The 22,052-nt window shown below is 27.3% G+C and carries 17 protein-coding genes; 1 reads left to right on the top strand and 16 read right to left on the bottom strand.

Annotated elements, in window-relative coordinates:
* The 5 genes from ACQRD5_RS11055 to ACQRD5_RS11075 all read right to left on the bottom strand — a co-directional run.
* Positions 1 to 739 (bottom strand): ABC transporter ATP-binding protein (locus ACQRD5_RS11055; protein ID WP_427746804.1); only part of this gene is annotated, 739 nt, incomplete at its 3' end.
* Between the two features lie 16 nt (positions 740 to 755).
* Complete coding sequence (locus ACQRD5_RS11060; RefSeq protein ID WP_427746805.1) at positions 756 to 1,703, bottom strand: ABC transporter substrate-binding protein; 948 nt, start codon at positions 1,701 to 1,703, stop codon at positions 756 to 758.
* Positions 1,693 to 2,283 (bottom strand): flavin prenyltransferase UbiX, encoded by a 591-nt coding sequence (locus tag ACQRD5_RS11065; RefSeq protein WP_320900903.1) that lies wholly within the window; start codon positions 2,281 to 2,283, stop codon positions 1,693 to 1,695. Before ACQRD5_RS11065 ends, ACQRD5_RS11060 begins: the two co-directional genes overlap by 11 nt.
* A 44-nt stretch (positions 2,284 to 2,327) precedes the next feature.
* On the bottom strand, positions 2,328 to 3,197 hold the full coding sequence (locus tag ACQRD5_RS11070; RefSeq protein ID WP_427746806.1) for a UbiA-like polyprenyltransferase: 870 nt from the start codon (positions 3,195 to 3,197) through the stop codon (positions 2,328 to 2,330).
* Entirely contained in the window at positions 3,172 to 5,013 is a 1,842-nt protein-coding gene (locus tag ACQRD5_RS11075; RefSeq protein WP_291628388.1) for a menaquinone biosynthesis decarboxylase, read from the bottom strand. Before ACQRD5_RS11075 ends, ACQRD5_RS11070 begins: the two co-directional genes overlap by 26 nt.
* Before the next feature lie 106 nt (positions 5,014 to 5,119).
* Here ACQRD5_RS11075 and ACQRD5_RS11080 point away from each other — a divergent pair, with 106 nt between their 5' ends.
* Positions 5,120 to 5,488, top strand: coding sequence for a hypothetical protein (locus ACQRD5_RS11080; protein WP_291628392.1), 369 nt, complete (start codon positions 5,120 to 5,122; stop codon positions 5,486 to 5,488).
* A gap of 303 nt (positions 5,489 to 5,791) precedes the next feature.
* Here the strand turns inward: ACQRD5_RS11080 and ACQRD5_RS11085 are convergent, their stop codons facing one another.
* The 11 genes from ACQRD5_RS11085 to ACQRD5_RS11135 form a co-directional block, all read right to left on the bottom strand.
* Complete coding sequence (locus ACQRD5_RS11085; protein WP_291628396.1) at positions 5,792 to 6,049, bottom strand: M20/M25/M40 family metallo-hydrolase; 258 nt, start codon at positions 6,047 to 6,049, stop codon at positions 5,792 to 5,794.
* Between the two features lie 125 nt (positions 6,050 to 6,174).
* Positions 6,175 to 10,992 (bottom strand): immunoglobulin-like domain-containing protein, encoded by a 4,818-nt coding sequence (locus ACQRD5_RS11090; RefSeq protein ID WP_427746807.1) that lies wholly within the window; start codon positions 10,990 to 10,992, stop codon positions 6,175 to 6,177.
* 392 nt (positions 10,993 to 11,384) lie between these two features.
* Positions 11,385 to 12,617 (bottom strand): L-lactate MFS transporter, encoded by a 1,233-nt coding sequence (locus ACQRD5_RS11095; protein WP_427746808.1) that lies wholly within the window; start codon positions 12,615 to 12,617, stop codon positions 11,385 to 11,387.
* A 223-nt stretch (positions 12,618 to 12,840) separates the two neighbouring features.
* The gene (gene bsh / locus ACQRD5_RS11100) at positions 12,841 to 13,830 is read right to left on the bottom strand and encodes a choloylglycine hydrolase (RefSeq protein ID WP_427746809.1); all 990 of its coding nucleotides are present in this window, start codon (positions 13,828 to 13,830) and stop codon (positions 12,841 to 12,843) included.
* A 151-nt stretch (positions 13,831 to 13,981) separates the two neighbouring features.
* Entirely contained in the window at positions 13,982 to 14,887 is a 906-nt protein-coding gene (locus ACQRD5_RS11105; RefSeq protein ID WP_291628408.1) for a sensor histidine kinase, read from the bottom strand.
* A 37-nt stretch (positions 14,888 to 14,924) separates the two neighbouring features.
* Positions 14,925 to 15,701, bottom strand: coding sequence for an ABC transporter permease (locus ACQRD5_RS11110; RefSeq protein ID WP_320627457.1), 777 nt, complete (start codon positions 15,699 to 15,701; stop codon positions 14,925 to 14,927).
* Complete coding sequence (locus tag ACQRD5_RS11115) at positions 15,694 to 16,614, bottom strand: ABC transporter ATP-binding protein (RefSeq protein ID WP_321129385.1); 921 nt, start codon at positions 16,612 to 16,614, stop codon at positions 15,694 to 15,696. The genes ACQRD5_RS11110 and ACQRD5_RS11115 overlap by 8 nt, the downstream gene beginning before the upstream one ends.
* Before the next feature lie 104 nt (positions 16,615 to 16,718).
* Positions 16,719 to 17,423, bottom strand: coding sequence for a response regulator transcription factor (locus ACQRD5_RS11120; protein ID WP_294363918.1), 705 nt, complete (start codon positions 17,421 to 17,423; stop codon positions 16,719 to 16,721).
* Between the two features lie 325 nt (positions 17,424 to 17,748).
* The gene (locus ACQRD5_RS11125) at positions 17,749 to 19,473 is read right to left on the bottom strand and encodes a sensor histidine kinase (RefSeq protein ID WP_291628412.1); all 1,725 of its coding nucleotides are present in this window, start codon (positions 19,471 to 19,473) and stop codon (positions 17,749 to 17,751) included.
* 192 nt (positions 19,474 to 19,665) lie between these two features.
* A complete protein-coding gene (locus tag ACQRD5_RS11130; RefSeq protein WP_320627455.1) occupies positions 19,666 to 20,358 on the bottom strand; it encodes a pseudouridine synthase in 693 nt (230 codons plus the stop codon).
* A gap of 160 nt (positions 20,359 to 20,518) precedes the next feature.
* Positions 20,519 to 22,042: a phosphomannomutase/phosphoglucomutase gene (locus ACQRD5_RS11135; RefSeq protein WP_291628416.1), complete on the bottom strand. Its 1,524-nt coding sequence runs from the start codon at positions 22,040 to 22,042 to the stop codon at positions 20,519 to 20,521.
* Positions 22,043 to 22,052 lie beyond the last annotated feature (10 nt).

Genomic DNA, 22,052 nt, shown 5'->3' on the forward strand with positions numbered 1-22,052 from the left:
TAATTAAGCCTTTTATACAAGAAAACATCTTAGAATAGCTTGGATGATTTTTATAGTCCTTATTATTAAATAAAACATTATCTATAACATCAATTATCTTTCCTGGTGTACTAGATATTACTATAATTTTTTTCCCCATATATAATGCTTCATCTATACTATGAGTTACGAAAAAAGTATTATTTTTATTTTCATTCCATATTTCTAAAAATAGTTCTTGTGCTTCTTCTCTTATAATTTCATCTAAGGCTGAAAAAGCTTCATCCATTAACAAAAGATCTGGCTTCATTAAAAAGCTTCTTACAATAGATACTCTTTGCTTTTGACCTCCACTTAGTTCCTTTGGATATCTGTTCTTTAATTCATATATGCCTAATCTTTTCATCATTAAATCCATTTGACTAATAATTTCTTGATTTTTAAAATTAGTTTTTTTTATTTTTAATGGTAAAATACAATTTTCTTCTACTGTTTTCCATGGTAAAAGTCCAAAGTTTTGAGGAATTAACCCTATATTATGAATATAAGGGTTAAGTTTTTCTGAATTCAGAAGAACTTCCCCCTCATATTCCTTTATTATTCCTGATAGTACTTTTAAAAAAGTTGTTTTTCCACAGCCTGAAGGTCCTATTATTGCACATATATCTTGTGAATCTATATCAATACTTATTGGACCTAAGGCTTTTAATTTTTCCTTTTTAGATTCATAGAAAACAGATAAATCTTTTATCTGTATCATAAACTCTCCCTATAAATTATTTAATAAATTTATCAATTATTACATCTTCAGCTTTTAAATCCTTGCTTATTATTCCATTATTTTTTGACCAATTAAATACTGCTTGAACCTTCTCTGTATCTGGTAAATAATTAGTGTTAAGTTCTGGTAATATTATATTACCTTTAGTATCTTCTGAATATCCTACTGTTTTTATAACTATATCTTCATATTCTTTTATGTCAGTATTTTTCATATATTCTACAGCCTTGTTATAACCTGTAAAGAAAGCTTTTATAGCGTCTTCATTATTATCTATTTGATCTTGTAAGAAACCTATTGCTGATATCATTATATCTGCATTATCTATAGTGGCTAATCCCTTACCACCATCAGCTACTGCTGTATCATTAAATGGAGCTGGAAGTATAGCTGCATCAACTTGTTTATTTCTAAGAGCTTCTAATCTTGCTGGCATTGCTGGTATAGCAATCTTTTCTATCTCACTTGAATTTACTCCATTTTCTTCAGCTATATAATCTGATAAGTAATCTATCATAGTATTTTCTGATATGGCCATTTTCTTGCCCTTTAAATCTTCTAAGTTTTCAATTCCTGAATCTTTACCTACTACTAAAGTCCAAGCACCATTTGTTGCTCCTGTAATCTTCATATCAATTCCTGAATTTTGATAAATAGAAATAGCTATTTCATCAGCAATTACTCCATCTAATTCTCCTGCTTGAAGTGCAGCATCTCTGTCCTTAGCTGCTGTAAATAATTGAAAATCTAATTCTAATCCTTCTTCTTCAAAGTAACCTTTTTCTTTAGCAATTACTATTGGTACAATATCTATTGAGCTCATTGCACCAAAGCTTAATTTCTTTGTTTCTTTTACTTCTTCTGTTTTTGTCTTAGTGCATCCTGCCATTGTTCCTACCATAGCTAATGCCATAAATGTTGTAAGTAATTTTTTAAACTTCATAATTTGTATCCTTCCACTTCTTAAATAAATTGTTTTCTATATTTAAATAATCTAATATTTTCCCAATTAAGAAATCTACTATTTCATCAATACTTGATGGATGATGATAAAATCCTGGCATAGCAGGAATTATTCCTACACCCATTTTAGATAATCTACACATATTCTCTAAATGTATTGTATTTAATGGTGTTTCTCTTGGTACTAAAATTAACTTTCTACCTTCTTTTAAGGCTACATCAGCTGCTCTACATAGTAAATTTTTAGATAGCCCATGACTTATTTCAGCTAAAGTTCCCATAGAACATGGCAAAATTATTACTGCATCATATTTATTTGAACCACTAGCTACTCCTAAAAACATATTATTGTTATTTTCAAGTTTTATATTACTATAAGTTAAGCTTAGCTCATCAATCCAAGTTTTTAAATTAATTCCAAGTTCAAATTTAAATACTTGTTTTCCCTTTTCTGTTGCTACTACATTTATTTGAATACCTTTTTCAATTAATACTTCTATTAATCTTTTAGAATATATACTTCCACTTGCCCCTGTAATTCCAACTACTATTTTTTTCATAGTAATACACTTCCTTATCTATGTTTTAATTAATAATCAACATATTATAATAAACAATCTATAACTCCAGCAAGTAAAAATACTATACTTATAACTTGATTTACATTATATGATGCCACTTTAACATTTTTTAAATTATCTGGACTAACTAATTTATGCTGTATTATAAATAATACTGCTATTATAGATAAACCTATGTAATATATTATTCCTAGCTCTTTAGCTAATAAGCCAACTAAAAATAAGCAACTTAATGCAATTATATGAAATACTCTTGATATAAGTAATGCATTTTTAACTCCAAATCTTGCAGGTATTGAGTGTATACCATTTGTAGTATCAAAGTCATAATCTTGAGCCCCATATATTATATCAAAACCAGCTACCCATAAAGTATTAGCAGCTCCCATTACTAATGGTAGTAAACTTATTTTTCCTGTAACAGCTAGCCAAGCCCCTACTGGAGCTGCTGCTGAAGTTATTCCAAGTACTATATGACATGCCCATGTAAATCTTTTAGTATAAGAATATATAGTCATTAAAAATAATGCTATAGGAGAAAGTATTAAACATATAGTATTAAGCTTATATGCTGCAAATACCATAATTGCAAAACATATTATTACAAATATTAATATCTCCTTTTTATTCATTAATCCTTGTGGTATTTGTCTAGTTGCAGTTCTTGGATTTCTAGCATCTATTTCTGCATCTATAACTCTATTTAAAGCATTTGCTCCTGTTCTAGCACCTAAAAATGCAATTAATATCCAAAATATAGTATGAAAATTCAACTTATTATTTCCAGCTATAAGCATAGATATTAATGCAAATGATAATGAGAAAATAGTATGTGAAAACATTACTAAGGTTCCATAATCTAAAATTTTATTTTTTATTTTGCTTAATACCATATTCTTCCCACCTTTTATCTACTTGCTCTTTCATTTCTTCACTCATTTCTATATCCTTTGGCCATTCTCTAGTATGTCCTTCACTTGGTAATTTTCTAGTTGCGTCTATTCCTAATCTGTTATCATCACATATTACGAAATCTCTCTTAGCATCAATATTATTGAATACCTTCCAAGCTACAATAGATAAATTTTTAGGACTAACTTCTTTATCTACTACTATAACAATTTTAGTATAAAGCTTTTCTTCCATTTCCCATACAGACTTCATTACCTCTCTTGCCTGGCCTGGATACTTTTTATCTATTGATATAATTACACAGCTATTAAAAACTCCTTCTAATGGGAAGTTTATATCTATTATATCTTCTTTATTTTTAAATTCTTTCCAAACCTTATCTAATTTATCTTTAATTTCATTTGTAATTTCTATATGCTTTTGATTTTCTCTATCTTGAAGTTCCATTGGCCATTTTTTAGTGGCATCTATACCAACTCTACTGCCATATAAAGGTGTATTAGAAGCATGATCTAAAGCATCTAATGGACCTTCTGCTATTACTATATCTCTCTTAGCATCCATATTATTAAATACATTTAAAGCTACAGACTTTGCATCTTGTGGATTTACATCCTTATCTACAACTATAACCATTTTAGTATACATCATTTGTCCCATTCCCCATACAGAATTCATGATCTTATTTGCATGACCTGGATACTTTTTATCTATTGATATAATAACACAACTATGAAAAACTCCTTCAAGTGGGAAGTTTATATCTATTATTTCTGGATTCATCATTTTAAGTAATGGTAAGAAAATTCTTTCTGTTGCTTTACCCATATAACAATCTTCCATAGGTGGTTTACCTACTATTGTAGTTGGGTATACAGGATTTTTCTTATGTGTTATACAAGTTACATGGAAAACTGGATAATCATCAGCTAATGAATAATATCCTGTATGATCTCCAAATGGTCCTTCTAATCTTAACTCCTCATTTACATCAACATATCCTTCTATAATAAACTCTGCATCTGCTGGCACATATATATCATTAGTTATAGACTTTACCATATTTATTGGAGCCTTTCTTAAGAATCCTGCAAACATCATTTCATCTATCATTTTAGGTAATGGAGCTGTTGCTGAATATGTTATAGCAGGATCACATCCAAGTGCTACTGATATAGGCATCTTACCACCTAATTTTTTATACTGTTCATAAATTTCTCTTCCATCTTTATGCCAATGCCAATGCATACCTGTGGTATTTTTATCATAAACTTGCATTCTATACATACCCATGTTTTGTATTCCTGTGTCTGGATCTTTTGTAATAACTAAAGGTAATGTTATAAACTTACCTCCATCCTCAGGCCAACACTTAAGTACAGGTAATTCATTTAAATCTGGATCATGATTTATTACTTCTTGGCAAGCTCCCTTTATTGGTAATTTTATTGGTAAAACTCCTACCATTCTACTTAATCTTGGTAGAGATTTAACAGCATTCATTATACCCATATAATTACTCATATCAATAAGCTCTTCTATAATATTTCCCATGTCATTTATGTTTTTAACTCCTAATGCCATTGCCATTCTTTCATAGGTTCCCATAGCATTAATAAGAACTGGGTATTTAGAGCCCTTAACATTTTCAAACAATAAAGCTTTCCCATAGCTTTTAGATACTCTATCTGTTATTTCTGTTATTTCTAATTCTGGATCTACTTCAACTTTTATTCTAACCAATTCATCTTTTTTATCTAATTCTTTTATAAATGATTGTAAATCTTTAAATGACATAGTCCCCTCCTAAATTTAATCTTCTTGACGCTTCTTTATTTAAATTATATATTGTTTTTATATAATTTATAATGTTGTATATAAATAATCCTACAGGAGGACTAAAATGCTAACCTTAACTAAAAAATTCAAAACCTATAACATCAATTGTTCTGCAGTAAAAATGGGTAAAGATTGGACCATAAGTATATACGGTGGTGATATTCCTCATATAGGTGCTATTGCACTTGGAATACCTAGACCTAGCCTTGAAAATAAAAATAAAATAAGTTCTTCAGTATCTGTTTTAACAATAACTGGTCACAAAGAAGATGTTATTGTTCAAAAGGTAGCTAAAATACTATCAAGTACACTTAATAGTACAGTAGTTGTAAGTTGTGGAATACATATTAACAATATCTCTTTTGATGATATACAAAGCCTGAATTTATTTATAGATGATTTAGTTGATGAATTAATTTCTAAAATCTCATAACTATATGTGTAGTATTTAGTTCATATATAATCTAACTACTACACATAACCACCTAATTTATATTTATTAGTAACATTTTAATTCATTATAAAAATATTTATTCAATTTATTAACACCATATTTTACCTTTATTATTATAATTTTACATATGATAATTATATATTACAATAATTATATATTACAATTAACAACATAATAAAAATCCATGAAATATTTTATATTAAAATACTAACTTTGTCAAAATACTATCAACCTTCTAAAATGTCAATTTTGAATATAACTATTAGTAATTATTTAATTTAATTATGATAATACATTTATTATTAAAGTAGAAAAATATTTTGCTGCAATAATTAAAGCATCTTCATTTAAGTTATACTCTGGATGATGCCATTCCTTATTACCATCAACTCCCATCCAAATAAAAAAGCCTGGAATCTTACTTTGATATAATGCAAAATCCTCTCCTCCAGTACTTTGTTTTGCTAATTCAACCTTATATCCTAATTCTATTGCAGAGTCAGTAATTACCTTATAGCATAAAAAACCTCCACAACACACTTCTGTATTGTGGAGGTTTCCCTTACTAAATATAATTCCTAATATCTAAAATCATATATTATTTATTATTATAATTATTTTTTATTTATTTAATTACAAATAGCTTATAATAATTTACACTTTAATTAATTATTTGATTTAGATTTTGAATCAACATATTTTTTTCTAATAATTATAAATAGAATCAATAATAAAATTAATGGAATTATTGAGTATTTAATTATAGACATAAAATTAATATTTTTCGTATCTTCAATTTCTTCATTATTTTCATAAGATACTAAATTATCAACATTATCTTTCACTATAGTATTATTTTCTTTATTGTCTTTATTTTCTTCTTTTTCAATATCACTATTAGCTGATAAAGTTTCTTGTTCTTTACTATCTAATGTTAATAAACTTTCCTCGTCATCTGCCATTATTTGAACTGGTACTTTAGGTAACTCTGTACTTCCTTGGCTTATTTCTGGAGTATTTGGTTTTGTCTCTATAGGCTCTTGAGTTACCGGTGTATCTGGTTTTGTCTCTATAGGCTCTTGAGTTTCAGGTGTATCTGGCTTTGTTTCTGGTTTTGTTTCTTCAATAACTTCTTTTGATAATACTATTATCTTTCTTTCAGTTATAGTAGTATTTTTATCACTATCTGTTACTTTATATTTTACAGAATAAGTTCCTTCAGTTAAACTGCTTAAATCCATAACAGGTAATTCTAATGAATTTGTTAAATCACCATCTTCTAAATCTGTTGAAGTTATTCCTTCAAGGAAATCAAAATCATTACCTTCACCTACATTTATAACTATATCAGTTAATCCTTCTATTACTGGTAACTGATTTGTTACTGTTATTACCCTTGTTATTGTTGTATTGTTTTTGTCGCTATCAGTTACTGTATAAGTTAACTTATACTCTTCATTTGTTCCAGCTTTAGGCTTTCCTATTTCTCCAGTTACAAATATCTGTAATCCAGTTGTATCAACGTCATCAATATAGCCTACTCCATCCATTTTATCGAAGCTATCAACTTCTCCTATTTTAATTGTTATATTATCTGCCCCTGTTATCATTGGTGCATCACTTGCTACAATATTAATAGTTCTTTCTTCTTCAATTATATTTCCATCATTATCAGTAACTGAATATTTCACTTTGTGAACTCCAGCATCTAGAGTACTTAAATCTACAGTTGGATATACTATTTTATTAGTAATATCTTTATCTTCATAATCATTAGCTGTTACTTTATCTTTTAAATCAAAGTCATTTCCTTTTCTTATAGTAACATCATGAAGACCAGATATAACTGGAAGTTGATTTGTTACTGTTACTATTCTATCTGCAGTTGCAGTATTTCTATCACTATCAGTTACACTATATGTTAAAGTATAATCTTCATTTGTTCCTGCTTTAGGCTTTCCTATTTCTCCAGTTACAGATATCTGTAATCCAGTTGTATCAACGTCATCAGTATAAGTTATTCCATCCATCTTATCGAAGGTATCAACTTCACCAACTCCTATTTCTATATCTTTCACACCATGTATCACTGGAGGATTTGATTTAGCTGGAGCTTTTCCTTTATAGAAGCTTCCATCTGTAGATAGCATATTAAGTCCTATTTCTTCATTAATTGCACGAACTTCTACTACATACTTACCTGTACTTCCCATATTTAGTGTAATTGAAGGTTCTCTTAGGGAACCAGATAATTTAACTTTTTCCCACTTACCTCCATTTACTCTAATTTCTACTTCAACATCTTTAGTTACATATATATTACTTTCTTTTCCTTCAAAGCAATACATAAAGTAACCATTGCTTGAATTATAAGTTGCACCATTTACATAAGCACCATTAGTTTCTTTTTTCCAATCACCCTCATATTGTATATAACTTGAGTTTTGAGCAATTACATTATTTACATTACTCTTTGTACTTACTTTTACTTCTGCAACTATTGTTATATCTCTATTATCTCTATTATTTAACGCTTTAACCATTAAATATCTAGCTTTTGTTTGTGGTAATGGAATTGTTAAATGCCATGGTGCATTAGAATTACCGTTTCTTGTATAATCAGATGCTATTTGCCTCCAATTAGTATTAGCTCCGTCATATTCATCTGCTACATAAATTTCATAATCTCCAATTATTCCTACCCCATCAGTTTTACGTGTAAATACTTCTAAATAATTAAAAGATTTTAATCCTCCTAAGTCAATTATATACTCATGTGGAAGAGGTGTTTTATTATTTGGGTCGTAAGAGGAATGGAAGTATGTATTTAAGTCTCCATCTACTATGCTTTCTTTATTACCTTCATTAGCAGAGTTTGGATCACCATTAAAAATAACCCCCTGTGGAGTACTAATAACTTCTAATCCTTTTATGTAATTTTCAGCTCCTGCTGCTAAATATGATGGTCTAACATACTCTGGTTCTGGCATTGTAAATGTTCTATCTGTAACTTTACCTACATCTTGTAAATCAAAATAAACCTTATTTATTGATTTCCAACTAGTATCTCCTGAAGTCTTTCTTATATTTACATCAGCCCATCCAATACCTCCAGTATTTTTAGCTATTAATGTATATGAATAAGGCTTATTAGCTTCTAAATTCACAGTAAAACTAGTTGATTTCGGTCTTTGCTTGTTATCAAGTACTTTTGAAAGTGCATAGGCATCATCTGCATTTTTTGCATAATCATTAGTTATAGATTGAAGAGTCGTACCATTATCTAAATGCAATTGAAAAGCAGCTCTATCATCTCCAAATGTTTGGAATTCATATTCACCATCTTCATCTACTAAGAAGTATGAATTACTTCTAGATAATCTATCATGTTCAGCTGAATCAAACCTCATACCTGTTGATGTTGAACTTCCATAAGGGCTAGCCTTTTCTAAATCCTCTAAAGCCTCATAAATATCCCACTTACGTATCTCGAAATGTTCAACTAAGCTACCATTGTATTCTAATGCTATAGTACAATTTAATTCAGTTTCATGAGATATTCCATCTTTTTCAACTCTAACTGTTAATATAAATTCATCTAATGCATTATCAGGCATTGATTTATTAACTATATAATCATATTTCCCATCACTTCTTAATTGTAAAGTTCCATACTTTGGCTGTGATACACCAACCACAGTTACATCTCCAGGTGAAACTAAACTGTTATCAAAATCAAATGTATATCCAATAGATGGAATATAGAATGGTCGTCCTGTTTCTCTTCCTACTTCCCCCATTGCATAAACACTTTGCACTGGAATAAACTTATCATAGCCAAGGCTTTCTATTTTCTTAATAGTTTCTTCTTTTATTGGCCAACGTAATTCATTTTTCATATACCATGTATAGTCTCGTCCACCAGCTACACAAAATCTATAAGCCATATCATCATATCTATCTAAATATGATTTTTGGCCATCACTTTCAAGCTTATAATCATATGCAGGAATATCTATGCCATTAAAAGTGCCACCTTCATATGTTGATTTAACAACTTTAGCAAAAGTTAATGGACCTATTTCATGAGCAAATGCACTAAACATAAAGTTACCTATATTAGGCTTACCAGGATAGTATGCATTTCCTTCAAATATTTGTTGCTTTAAACTACTATATGGATCAGCAACTTTATTCCAATCCTGAGTTCCCTCTTCGCCTCTATAAGCTGCAATATTGGTATATAAAATATAGGATAGAGTACTTAAGGCATTATTAGTAATTTCTCCAAAATCATCTCCAAGCCCCCAACGATCACCATAACCGCTATATCTTCCTTGATAGTGATGATTTATTTCGTGAATTATTCCCCAGTTTCCTGATTTTATTAATTCATCATAATCAAATGCATTAGTTCCCCAGGATGGTGGTAAATTACATGTCCATCCACCTACACTAGCATAAGCAATACCTACTGTTATATATTGATCAAAGGTAAGTGTCATAGGTGTAACTCTATTTTGGAGTCCCATTACGTTAGCACTTAATGCTGTTGCATTTGTCCAAAATACTGCTGCTTTATATGGATCTTCCACATGACGAATAAATTTAGCAGGCAATATAAATCTCAAATAAGGTGTCCTTATCTCTGCAAATATACCTGGTGCATCTTTTGCTACCTTCCATTCTTCAGCAGTTGTTTTACCTAAATCATAATATGGAGTATCAACAACACCTTTAATATCAACTTCAATATTTGCACCAGAAGGAATTGATTCTGATATTTCTATAAATACCATTCCACCAAAAGGTGTTCCTACTTTAGTCTCTCTTTCAGTAACTGAAAATCTTTTTCCTAGATATGGCATACGATTTTCATCTCCATTATTATGAGAGAATTCAACTGCATCAACCATTGTCATACCTACACTAATTTTTATAAGACCCTTTTTAGCATAAGATAAAGCTTCATCATTTAATGTTACAGTTGCTACCTCTCCAGCTGGAACATAAGATGCTAATGAATGTGTTCCTTTAACATTTGTATTAATATATATTTTCTTTTCCACACCTAATGCAGAATCTGGAACAGAACCATAAAATTGTCCATCAGCTGCTATATGTTTTTTTAAAGTTCCATTTTTAATATCCTCTTCTACTCTCTCCATAAGTTCCTTATTTTCAGCTTTTATTAAATCAAAAGTAGCTTCATCCGGAACCTTATTTACCAATGGAATTGGATAAAAACTTCTATCATAAAGTCCTGTAACTTGCGGCAAGTTACGTGGAACATCAGTTTTAGTTATTATTACACTATCTGTTGAATCAAAGACAAAAGTATCGTCAATACCTTCTGAATATATTGGATTACTATAATCATAATTTTCATCCGCATAAGTTATTATGCTGGCATCTAAATTAAAAGTAATTCCAACTATAATAATAACTATTATTGAAATAAATTTAAGTATTTTTTTCTTCATATTTACCCCCTGTTCATAATTTTTCATCTGTTAAGTTATATGAACATTACTCTTCTAAGCTTAAAGAAGTACAATAAGTTAAATAAAACTAATTATCTTCCTGGAAAGTAGACAATCTAAGACTCATTAAGCTTTTTTCATAATTTCTTAATATTTTTAATATTATTTTTATACAAATTTAGAACACCATATGATTATAATATATATTTATATCAATTTAAATATATAAATTATACTTCTTCTAAAACTAAGTACATTATTTTCTACTATTATTCAACTTATTATCATTCCAGCAGGGCATCCAATGAATTGCAATATATTAAGATTTCTTAAACAACAAAAAAGAAAAGCTCTTGAATAACTATCCTAAAGCTTCTCTTAATTTACTTATACTATAAAGTTTTTGAGACAACATCCTCCTTATATACAGGACGTTTAGAAAATATTGACATTAGAGCACCAGTAACACATCCTACAGCAATTATGATAAATGACATAGTGTAGCTTCCTGTGTTAGCAACAGAGGCAACGGCAATTCTTGGTCCTATAATACCACCAATACCATAGGCAAGGAATATAAGAGCATAGTTTGTACTATAATACTTAGGTCCAAAATAATCCATAACAATTGATGGATATGATCCCATCATAGCACCGAAACAAACAGCTAGTCCACCAATTCCTAATGCAATAAGGCTAAAGCTTGTCATAAAGCTTAATGATATAAGAAGTACTGTATTTATTACATAAATTATTGTTACAACTCTTTGTGCTCCAAGCTTATCTGAGGCAGCTCCACCCACAAATCTTCCTATGGTATTAGCTATTGATAGTACACTTACAATGGCACCTGCTTCTATAGCTGTTAAGCCTGCTATCTGTTGACTGATAGGAGAAGCATGTCCAATAACCATAAGTCCTGACATATTTATAAATAAATACATTATAAGTAGGAACCAATATTGTATAGTCTTTACCATCTCTCCAGATTTAAAGTTATGAACAGCAATAGCTCCATTTTTAGTCTCTGGAGGAATCCAACCTGAAGGTTTATATCCATCAGGAGCAGCCTTCATTAATGGTGCACCTATTGCTATACCTATAATAGTAATAATTGCTTGAACAAGAAATGTTTTACTTGGACCTATTGATGCTATAAGAGATGTACAGATTGGAGCAAAGATAATTGATCCTAATCCAAAGCCAGCTACTGCTAAACCAGAAATAAATCCTTTTTTATCCGGAAACCATTTCACACATGTAGCAATTGGTACTCCATATATAAAACCTACGCCTACTCCTCCTAAAACACCAAATCCCAAATAAAGAAGAGGTATAGTTGTGGCAAAGCTTGAAAGAACTAATCCTAAGCTTAGTGAAACAGCACCAATAAAAGTAACCTTTGTTGGTCCTAGTTTTGGCAGTAATTTTCCTGCAAAAATCATAATTATTGGTATTAATAATGTTGTTATAGACATGGTTAGTGAAACACTGCTCCTTGCCCATCCAAATTCCTCAATTAAAGGATTTACATATATGCTCCAACTATAAAGCATACCCGCACAGAATTGACATATAATGCCACCTATTACAACCCTCCATCTTAATGTGTTTTCCTTATTCATTTTTATACTCCTCTCAATTATTAGCTTTTCATTTATTTTAAGTGAAAATTTTAATAAATATTTTTTATTAATAAAAAATATTTATTAATTAATAATTTTTATATACTTTAGAGAATTCTATCATAAAAAGGTTTACATTGCAATAATAAAAATCATTCTCATCATTTTTTTCTATATAATAAATTCCTTAGCCATATATTGCTAAGGAATAAAATAAATCCTATTAATTTTGATAATATATATCTTGAGTTGTTAAATATTTATATACTATTAAGTCTTTTCCTTCTAATTCTTCTTTTTTCATGTCTATTGCATTTATTCTATTGTTATCGTAATTCTTATAATAATAAATACAATCTTCTAGATTCATACAGGAAGAATATAAAGTTAAATCTTCTAAACCTTCTTCAGTTATAACTCCACCTTTAACCATCTTTACGTAATCAAGCATATGAAAAAATTGTGTTACTGAATTTATATCATTATTAATTTCTGGCATATTAGCTCTAATGTATGCAATTCTTACAAACCTTGAAACTGATGCGAAATCTCCTGGTATTCCTAAAGTACCAGCTCCAATTCCTAATGGTGTTAATTCTTGATTACTCCATTCAGTATCTTTAGGATTATTTGGAGTAATAAACATATATTCATTTAAATTTGTTAAATGCCAATCAAATGTTGGATTATTAGTCATTACTCCTACAGTATTATCATAAAAAGCAAACTTCTCCTTTGTTTTTTCAATAACTATAGACTTACCACTTTTATCACTAACCATCCAATGAAGAGTTGGACAAGGTGTCTTTTCATTAATTGGAATATCTACTAATTCTATATTTTCAATGCTTTTCTTAACTTCCTCTACAGTATCATGATTAGATAATATCCATTGGATAAAATCATAAGGGGTAACATTTGTCTTTTCTTTAGATAATTCTTTTTCAAAAAAAGCATAACCAGCAAAATTTAATCCTGCAGCAGCTAATCCATTTTCATTCATACCATCAGCTATTGTAGGATGATTATCAATAATAGTTCCCATACCGAGTATTGCTCTATTATTTGTTATAATATTCCCTGAAACTATATCTTTAAATTCATAGGATCTTGGCATCATAATAACCTCTTGATTGAAAGTATAGGCTAAATCCATATTTCGTCCAAAAAAATATTTACCTTCCTTTGAACTTATATTTAATGCTGTACACATAATTACACCTCACATTTAAAATCTATATAGATTTATTATGTGTTTTAATTTTTATACTATACTTGAATATAAATCACTGTAGCTATATCTAAAGAATTTTATTTATAAGCAATTGAATTTTTATTTTAATAACCCTCTATAATTTATATAACTATTTATTAACTTTAAACTTAATAATAAGCTTTAATATATTGTCTTCTATTTCAGCCTTAATTTCTCCATTCATTTCTTCTATAAGAAGTTTTGTGATGGTAAGTCCTAATCCTGAGCTTGAAGTACTTCTTGAAGTATCTTTCATATAAAATCTATTAAATATATACTCTGCCTCTTCTTTATTTAATTCATCTGTATAATTTGCTAATATTATAACTATGTTTTTATTATCTTTACATAAAGAAATACTAAACTTATTCTTAGTATATTTAATTGCATTTTGAAATAAATTAGTAAATACTCTTTCCAAGGCATTTATATCACCTTGTATATATACTTCCTCATTTAATAATTCAACTTCTACTTGTATATTTTTATTTTCAAAATCATTATAAAATAAAAGTAAATTTTCTCTTACAACCTTATCTATATTTATATTTTCTATATTAAATTTATATTCTCCAGCTTCTAATCTAGATACATCATAAAATGTATGAACTAAATTATATAACCCTTGAGCTCTTCTTTGAATAATAGCTAAATATTCTTTTCTTTCAATTTCATCTATATTATCACTATCTAAAAATTCTAAATATCCAAGTATTGAAGTTAAAGGAGTCCTTAAATCATGTGATATATTCTCAATTTCATTTCTTATAGATTTTTCTCTTCTAATATATTTATTTTTTTCTCTTTGAGCTACTTCTAAATACTTGTTTAATGTAACTAATAATCTTTCTAAATTTTTATTTCCAGAGAAATATGTAAGTCTTCTATTTAACTCTATATTTTCACTTATTTCCTTAAACTCATTATTTACCTTATTAATATCCTTAACTAATATAAAGAAGCGTGCAGAAAAATACACGCTAGGTATTAATAATATTAAAAGTAACCATATCATTTATTGCACACTCCTTATAATTCTCATATATTTCACTTTATTTAATTTCTTTTCTTTTAAATAATTCTAAGCCTATTAAATAGCATGCTGTACATCCTATAATAGCTACAATAATAGACTTTAATATCCCCTCAGGAGTAGTCCATCCTAATACTAAGTTCATATTTCTTTCATCAAAAGTAGCTTTGATAATATTAATAGGCATATAACTAGATAAAATCTTGAACAACTCAATTTTTTTACCTAACATATTCAATAAAAACGGTATAATAATTATTATACTAATCCAAGAAAAAACTACATTCATTTCTTTTTCTATAATAGAATAAAGAGCATTTGTTAAAGTTATAGAAATTAAAAATATTGGTATAGCTGTAATTAATGAATTAATTAGTAATTTAAGTTCCTCTATTCCACTATTGTCCAAAAGTATATATGCACTTATTATAAAAGCTCCACTAACTAAAATACCAACTATTAATATATATAATAAGCTAATTAATAGCTTGCTAAAATAAATACTATTTTTAGAAATTCCAAAAGAAACTGTATTTTTTAAAGTGTTATTTTTATATTCTTGTCCCCAAGTTAAACTTACTGCAGAAGCACATAAATACATAACTAAAGATAATGATGTATATAAAGCTGAAAATGCAAATTTAGTAGTAGCAAAAGGAAATGTTGGATCACTTTTCGAAAAAAGATATAAAACTATATTTAAAAATACTCCAATCCCAATTAAGCTAGATATAAATATATAATTCCCCTTTGAACGTAAATTTCTATATATTTCACTTTTTATATAATTAATCATTTTTAACACCTCCAATTAGATTCATATAATATTTTTCAAGGTCTATAACTTTTTCATTTAAACCTCGTAATCCTATTTCGTTATATACTGCTAATTTACTTATTTCTTCTATAATTGGAGATTTATCAAATAATTGAATTATTCCATCATGCATAACTTTATAATCTTTATATCCTAGTTCTTTTTCTAAAAGAACAACTAATTTTTTAGGATCTGTTACCTTAATTTCTAAATAGCTTTTACATCTTTCACTTAATTCTTCTGCACTTACTTCCTCCACAAGCTTTCCTTTATTTAATATTCCATAACAGGTAGCTATATTAGCTAACTCAGTTAAAATATGACTTGATATAATTATTGTTATATTCTTTTCTTTGTTTAATTTTAAAAGTAAATTTCTCACTTCTATAATTCCACTTGGATCCAGTCCATTAATTGGTTCATCTAATATTAATAGCTCTGGCTCTCCTAATAATGCAAGTGCAAATCCTAATCTTTGCTTCATTCCTAAAGATATATTTTTAAACTTCTTTTTTCTTACTTCATATAATCCAACTTCTTTTAAAACTTTAGTAGTACTTTCTTTTCCTGGTACTCCTCTTTGAATTCTATAATGTTCAATATTTTGCTCTAATGTCATATTAGGATAAAAACTTGGATTTTCTATAATTGAGCCTATTCTTTTTCTTACTGTATTTAACTCTTTTTCAGTAGATTTTGATAATAATTCAAAGCTTCCACTAGTTACATTGCTTTGACCTGTTAATAATCTAAAAAATGTTGTTTTCCCTGAACCATTATTACCTACTAATCCGTAAATATCACCTTGCTTAACAGTAATACTTACATTATCTAAGGCTACAAAATTACCATATTTTTTCACTAGTTTGTTAGTTTTTATTACCTCTTTCATATATTCTCCTTCTCAATTTCAAATAAATTATTTTCTTTACACTATTAATAATAAAAAAATAACTTAAATAAATCCTCAAGAAAGTTTAAAGAAAGTTTAAAGATTTAAATTTTATTCATTTTAAATCCTATTCCCCATACAGTTTTTATATATTCTTCATCTGGTATAATTTCTTTAATTTTCTTTCTAATATTGCTTATATGAACATTTATACTATTATCTTCACCATAATATCCATTTTTCCATACTTTTTCATATAACATTTCTCTTGAGAAAACCTTATCTGGATTTTCAACTAATATAGATAATATTTCAAATTCATGACCTGTTAAGTCAATATTTTTCTCTTTAACTATAACTTCTCTAGACTCAACTTTTAAAATTAAATTTCTAAATTTAAATACAGTGTCTTCTTTTTCTTCCTCTTGCACTAAAGATTTTTTATATCTTCTTAATTGTGAATTTACTCTTGCAATTATTTCTTCATATTGAAATGGCTTGGTTATATAATCATCAGCTCCAATATTCAAAACATTTACTTTATCTTCCAAAGAACTTTTTGCTGAAATAACTATTATAGGTAGTTCCTTCTTAGTTCTTATATTTTTTATTAATTCTTCACCACATAATCCTGGTAACATTAAATCTAATAAAATTATGTCAAACTCATTTATATCAAGTCTTAATAAAGCCTCACTGCCTGAAAAAGCTTGTGTTACACTATATCCAGATTTCTCTAAAGTTTTCTTAATTAAATTGTTAATATCAATATCATCTTCAACTACTAAAATTTCTTCTTTTCTCATAATCCCCTCTTATATTAATTAAACTCTATTTCATATATATCATTATTATATTTGTAATATTTTTAAATAAATATATAAATTATACTCATATTTAATTATATCTAATATGAATTAATTGGTAAATTATTTAAATAAAAAACTTAAGAAAAACATTTTTCAATAGATGTTATATGAAATTTATCTAAAAATGGTATTATAGTACTTATTAAACTCTTCTATATTAATTAAATAGTATAAAAAACACTTATATCCATAGTGGTATAAGTGTCAGTAAAATTTAATTATTCAAAATAACTATAGGAATAATATACACAATTCTATTAATTTACTATGCGTATATATCAGAAAATTCAATATTACATTTCTCTGAAAAATCATTTTCATTAATTATTCCATTATAATTATAATCCTTGTCTATAGTATTTATAGGAAGATAAAATGTTAACTGTGTAGCATCTTTTATATCATCTATATATATTTTCCCATTATGCATCTCAACAAATTTTCTAGCTAAAAATAATCCTATTCCACATCCTTCATTTCTTCTAATAAATAAATCATCTGTTTGAGTGCACTTTCCAAAAATTTTTTCTCTATTACATTTTTCTATACACTCCCCGTAATTCTTAATAGATATAAATACTTTATTTAAGTCTAGTATTGTATTTATTTTTATTTCTATATCAGTATTTACGTTAGAAAATTTAATTGCATTGGATATTAAATTAAGGATAATTCTTTCAATCTTCTCTTTATCACAAGCTAAGATTACTTCTTCTTCATCAGTATCAAAAATTATATTTCTTTTCTTTTCCTTTGCATATACTACTGTAGACATAGCTACATCTTCTACTATTTTAATAATATTAGTATTTTCTAATTTTAAATTATGAAGATTATTATTTATCTTTGCCGTATCTATAATGTTATTAACTAACCTTAATAATCTATATGAATTTTGTTTTAAAATATCTAAATATTCTCTATATTTTTCATCTTTAATATTAATTTTTGTATCATCATTATATAAATTTAATAGCTGTACAACAGAAAGTATTATGTTAACTGGTGTTCTAAATTCATGTGATACATTAGCAAAAAAGTCTGTCTTTATAGATTCTAATTCAATCATAGATTTTAATTCATCTTCTTTTTTTCTTATAGATACTATCTCATCTTTATTCTCTATTTGTTTTATTATGATACATATTTTGTTTAGAATTTCATCTAAAAATGAATCATCTTTAGAATTAGCATCTATATCCTTATTATAGGATATACATATTAATCCAAATAATTTACCTGCTAATTTTATATGTTTAATCTTTAAATTCTCTTCTACATTATTTTCTTGTAATTTAATTATTTTATCATATATTTCAGAGTATCTATTACAATCAATATCGTTAGAGTATAATTTATTTTCTATAGCTTCATTTATATATAAGTCTAAATTATCTTTAAATATACTCTCATCTTTATCTTCACTTATATATGGTATAAATGCTTTTTCATTTTCATTATATAAAAGAATATCTATGTTTTTACAATTAAGAACTTTTTTCAAGCTTATTAACGTAGAATGTATGTATTTTTTAGGATCATCTTCATCTTTACTTTTATCTAAACACTTGAAAAGATTACTTTCTAATTTCAATTGTAAGCTTCTATCTAAACTTATTTCTTCAGCCAGACCACACAAAATATTTTCTTTAGTTGTTTCCCTATTTAAAATGTATTTATGCACTTTATACAATCTATCTTGTCCATCTATATTTATATACTCTTCATTATATAAATCATTATTACTTTCCATTAGACTTGCATCTGTTTCATAACATTTTTTTGCCATATTATAGTCTAGAATCTCATAATCAGATCTACCTATCATCTCATCCTTAGCTAAGCCCATATTCTCTGCGCCTGACTTATTTACATATATAAACTTTCCTTCTTTATCTTTTAACCATACTAGATAAGGTATTTTATCTAAAATCCCTTCTAAGTCTTCTATAGTATATTTTCTAGCTAATTTATCAAGTTTGTTATTCACTATATCCTCCCATAGTTGTCCTTTAATAAATTTATAATAATACAAAAAAACTTAATTTTCAAGAATACATTTACTAAACTATTGGCTCTATATCTACATTCTTAAATTATTAATAATAATTTATAATTATTCATTTTATATTATATTTCAGCACTATTATTAAGATTAATCTATTTTTTTAAATTAGATTTTTTATAAATTAATATCTATTAATTTTAATTCTTCTATTTCTTCCTTAGTTAATTTTCTCCATCTTCCAATTTCTATTCCTTCAGAAAGTACATTTACTATTCTTATTCGTTCTAACTTAATAACATTATACCCTAAAGTTTTACACATTCTTCTTATTTGCCTATTTAATCCTTGAGTTAAAATTATATTAAATGTATTGTTATTTATTCTTGTTACTTTGCAAGGTCTTGTAACTGTATCTAATATATTAACTCCATTTGACATTTTATAAATAAATTCATCATCAAAATCTTTATCTAAAGTAACTATATATTCCTTTTCATGATAATTTTCTGAAGATAATATTTTATTGGCAATGTCCCCATCATTAGTCATTAATATAAGTCCTTGTGAATCCTTATCTAATCTACCAACTGGAAAAACATAATCCTTGTAGTTTAAAAAATCAATTATATTATCTTTTATTTCTCTTGATGAAGTACATACTATTCCTCTAGGTTTATTTAATTCTAAATATATTTTTTCTTTTTTCTCTACCTTCTCACCATCTAATAATATATCATCGCTTTCTTCAACCCACTGTCCTTGCTCGCATAGCTTTCCATTAACAATTATTCTTTTTTCTTCAATTAATCTTCTTACTTCTTTTCTTGAGCAATATCCATAGTTGCTTAATAGTTTATTTATTCTCAATCTTAAATCTCCTTCTTATACAATCAAACTTTCATTATATATCATATATTATTTTAGAAGATAAAAGATTTTTTTCAAATAAATTATTTATTCTAAATATAAGAAAGCCTTAGTCAATGAAATTATTTACTAAGACTTATCTTTCATTTATATTAATTATTTATAGTGCTAAATAGGTATATTTCTTCATAAAATCTTCAACTTTTGAATAAATACTATTTGCTCCACCTTTAATATCACTTTCAATATTTATTGCAAGCATTGGCTCATGAAGAGATATCCTTAAAAGTAACCATCCCTTTTCTTTATCGCAATTTATTTTTATGCCTTCATAATTTTTAGTTTCTATATGCCAACCCTTACACTTATTAACATATAATTTTAAATTTCCAATGATTTCTTCTGCATATTTCTTAAAGTCATCACATTTAATTTCTATTCTCTTTTCTTCACTTTCTAATGGATACTTTAGGTCTTCTATTAAATCCTCTATATTTTTATTTTCTTTTTTTAGCTTTGACATCTCTATAAGAATTTTTACTACAAGATAAGCTCCATCATCTAAGAAATAATTTTCTCTTAAGGCTGCATGCCCTGAAGTTTCTATAGCAAGTGGACAATCTATTCCCTCTTCATTTAACCTTTTAGCCTCATTTATAACATTTTTATATCCTCTTTTAAATCTATGATGAACTCCATTTAGCTCTGTTATAAAATCAGTTAATCCTGTTGAGGTTATGGAATCTGTAACTATAGTTGTACCCTTTTTATTACCTATTACTATAGCAGATATTAATGCTATAAGAGAATTCTTATTTATTTCCTTACCAGTTTTAGAAACTATTGCTGCTCTATCCACATCTGTATCAAATATTATCCCCAAATCTGCCTTATATCTTAATACTGCATTTTTTATAGATTCCATAGCTTCTTTATTTTCTGGATTTGGTATATGATTAGGGAAATTTCCATCTGGATTAAGATATTGACTTCCTTCAGTATTTGCACCAAGTTTTTCTAAAACCTTTGTGGCAAAGAATCCACCTGCTCCATTTCCAGCATCAACTATAATCTTACTACCTTCTAATGGTCTTTCCATATTCACAGCTTTTCTTACTTTATCCACTAATACCTTAGAATAATCCTCTATTAAATTAACTTTTTTTATCTGTCCAAGCGTAGTACTAGAGTTTATAGATGAATTTATAGAATTACTGGCTAATTCTATAATTTTATCAATTTCTTCCTTTTCACAGCCTCCATTAGATGTAAAAAATTTAAGTCCATTATAATAATAAGGAAGGTGGCTTGCAGTAATCATTATAGCACCATCACACTTATAATCATCTAGTATTGTAGTCATAAACATAGCAGGGGTTGTGCTAAGACCACAATCATATACAGTCATTCCTTCTTTAATAAATACTTCTTTTAATACATCTTTTAAAGCTTTTCCAGATAATCTTGAATCCATACCTATAGCTACTTTAATAGCTTCTTTATCTTTATTTTTAGCTTTTAGCCATTTTGAAAAACCATACCCAATTAATGATACTATTTCAGATGTTAAATTCTTTTTATGTTCCTTTGTTTCTATTGCTATTCCCCTTATATCAGTGCCATTTTTTAAATTTTTTAATGTAGCTTTTATTTCATTTTCTACATTAGATAAATTTCTACTCATAGTTCCCTCC

The sequence above is a fragment of the Clostridium sp. SGI.024 genome (genome assembly GCF_050315195.1).
GTDB lineage: Bacteria > Bacillota > Clostridia > Clostridiales > Clostridiaceae > Clostridium.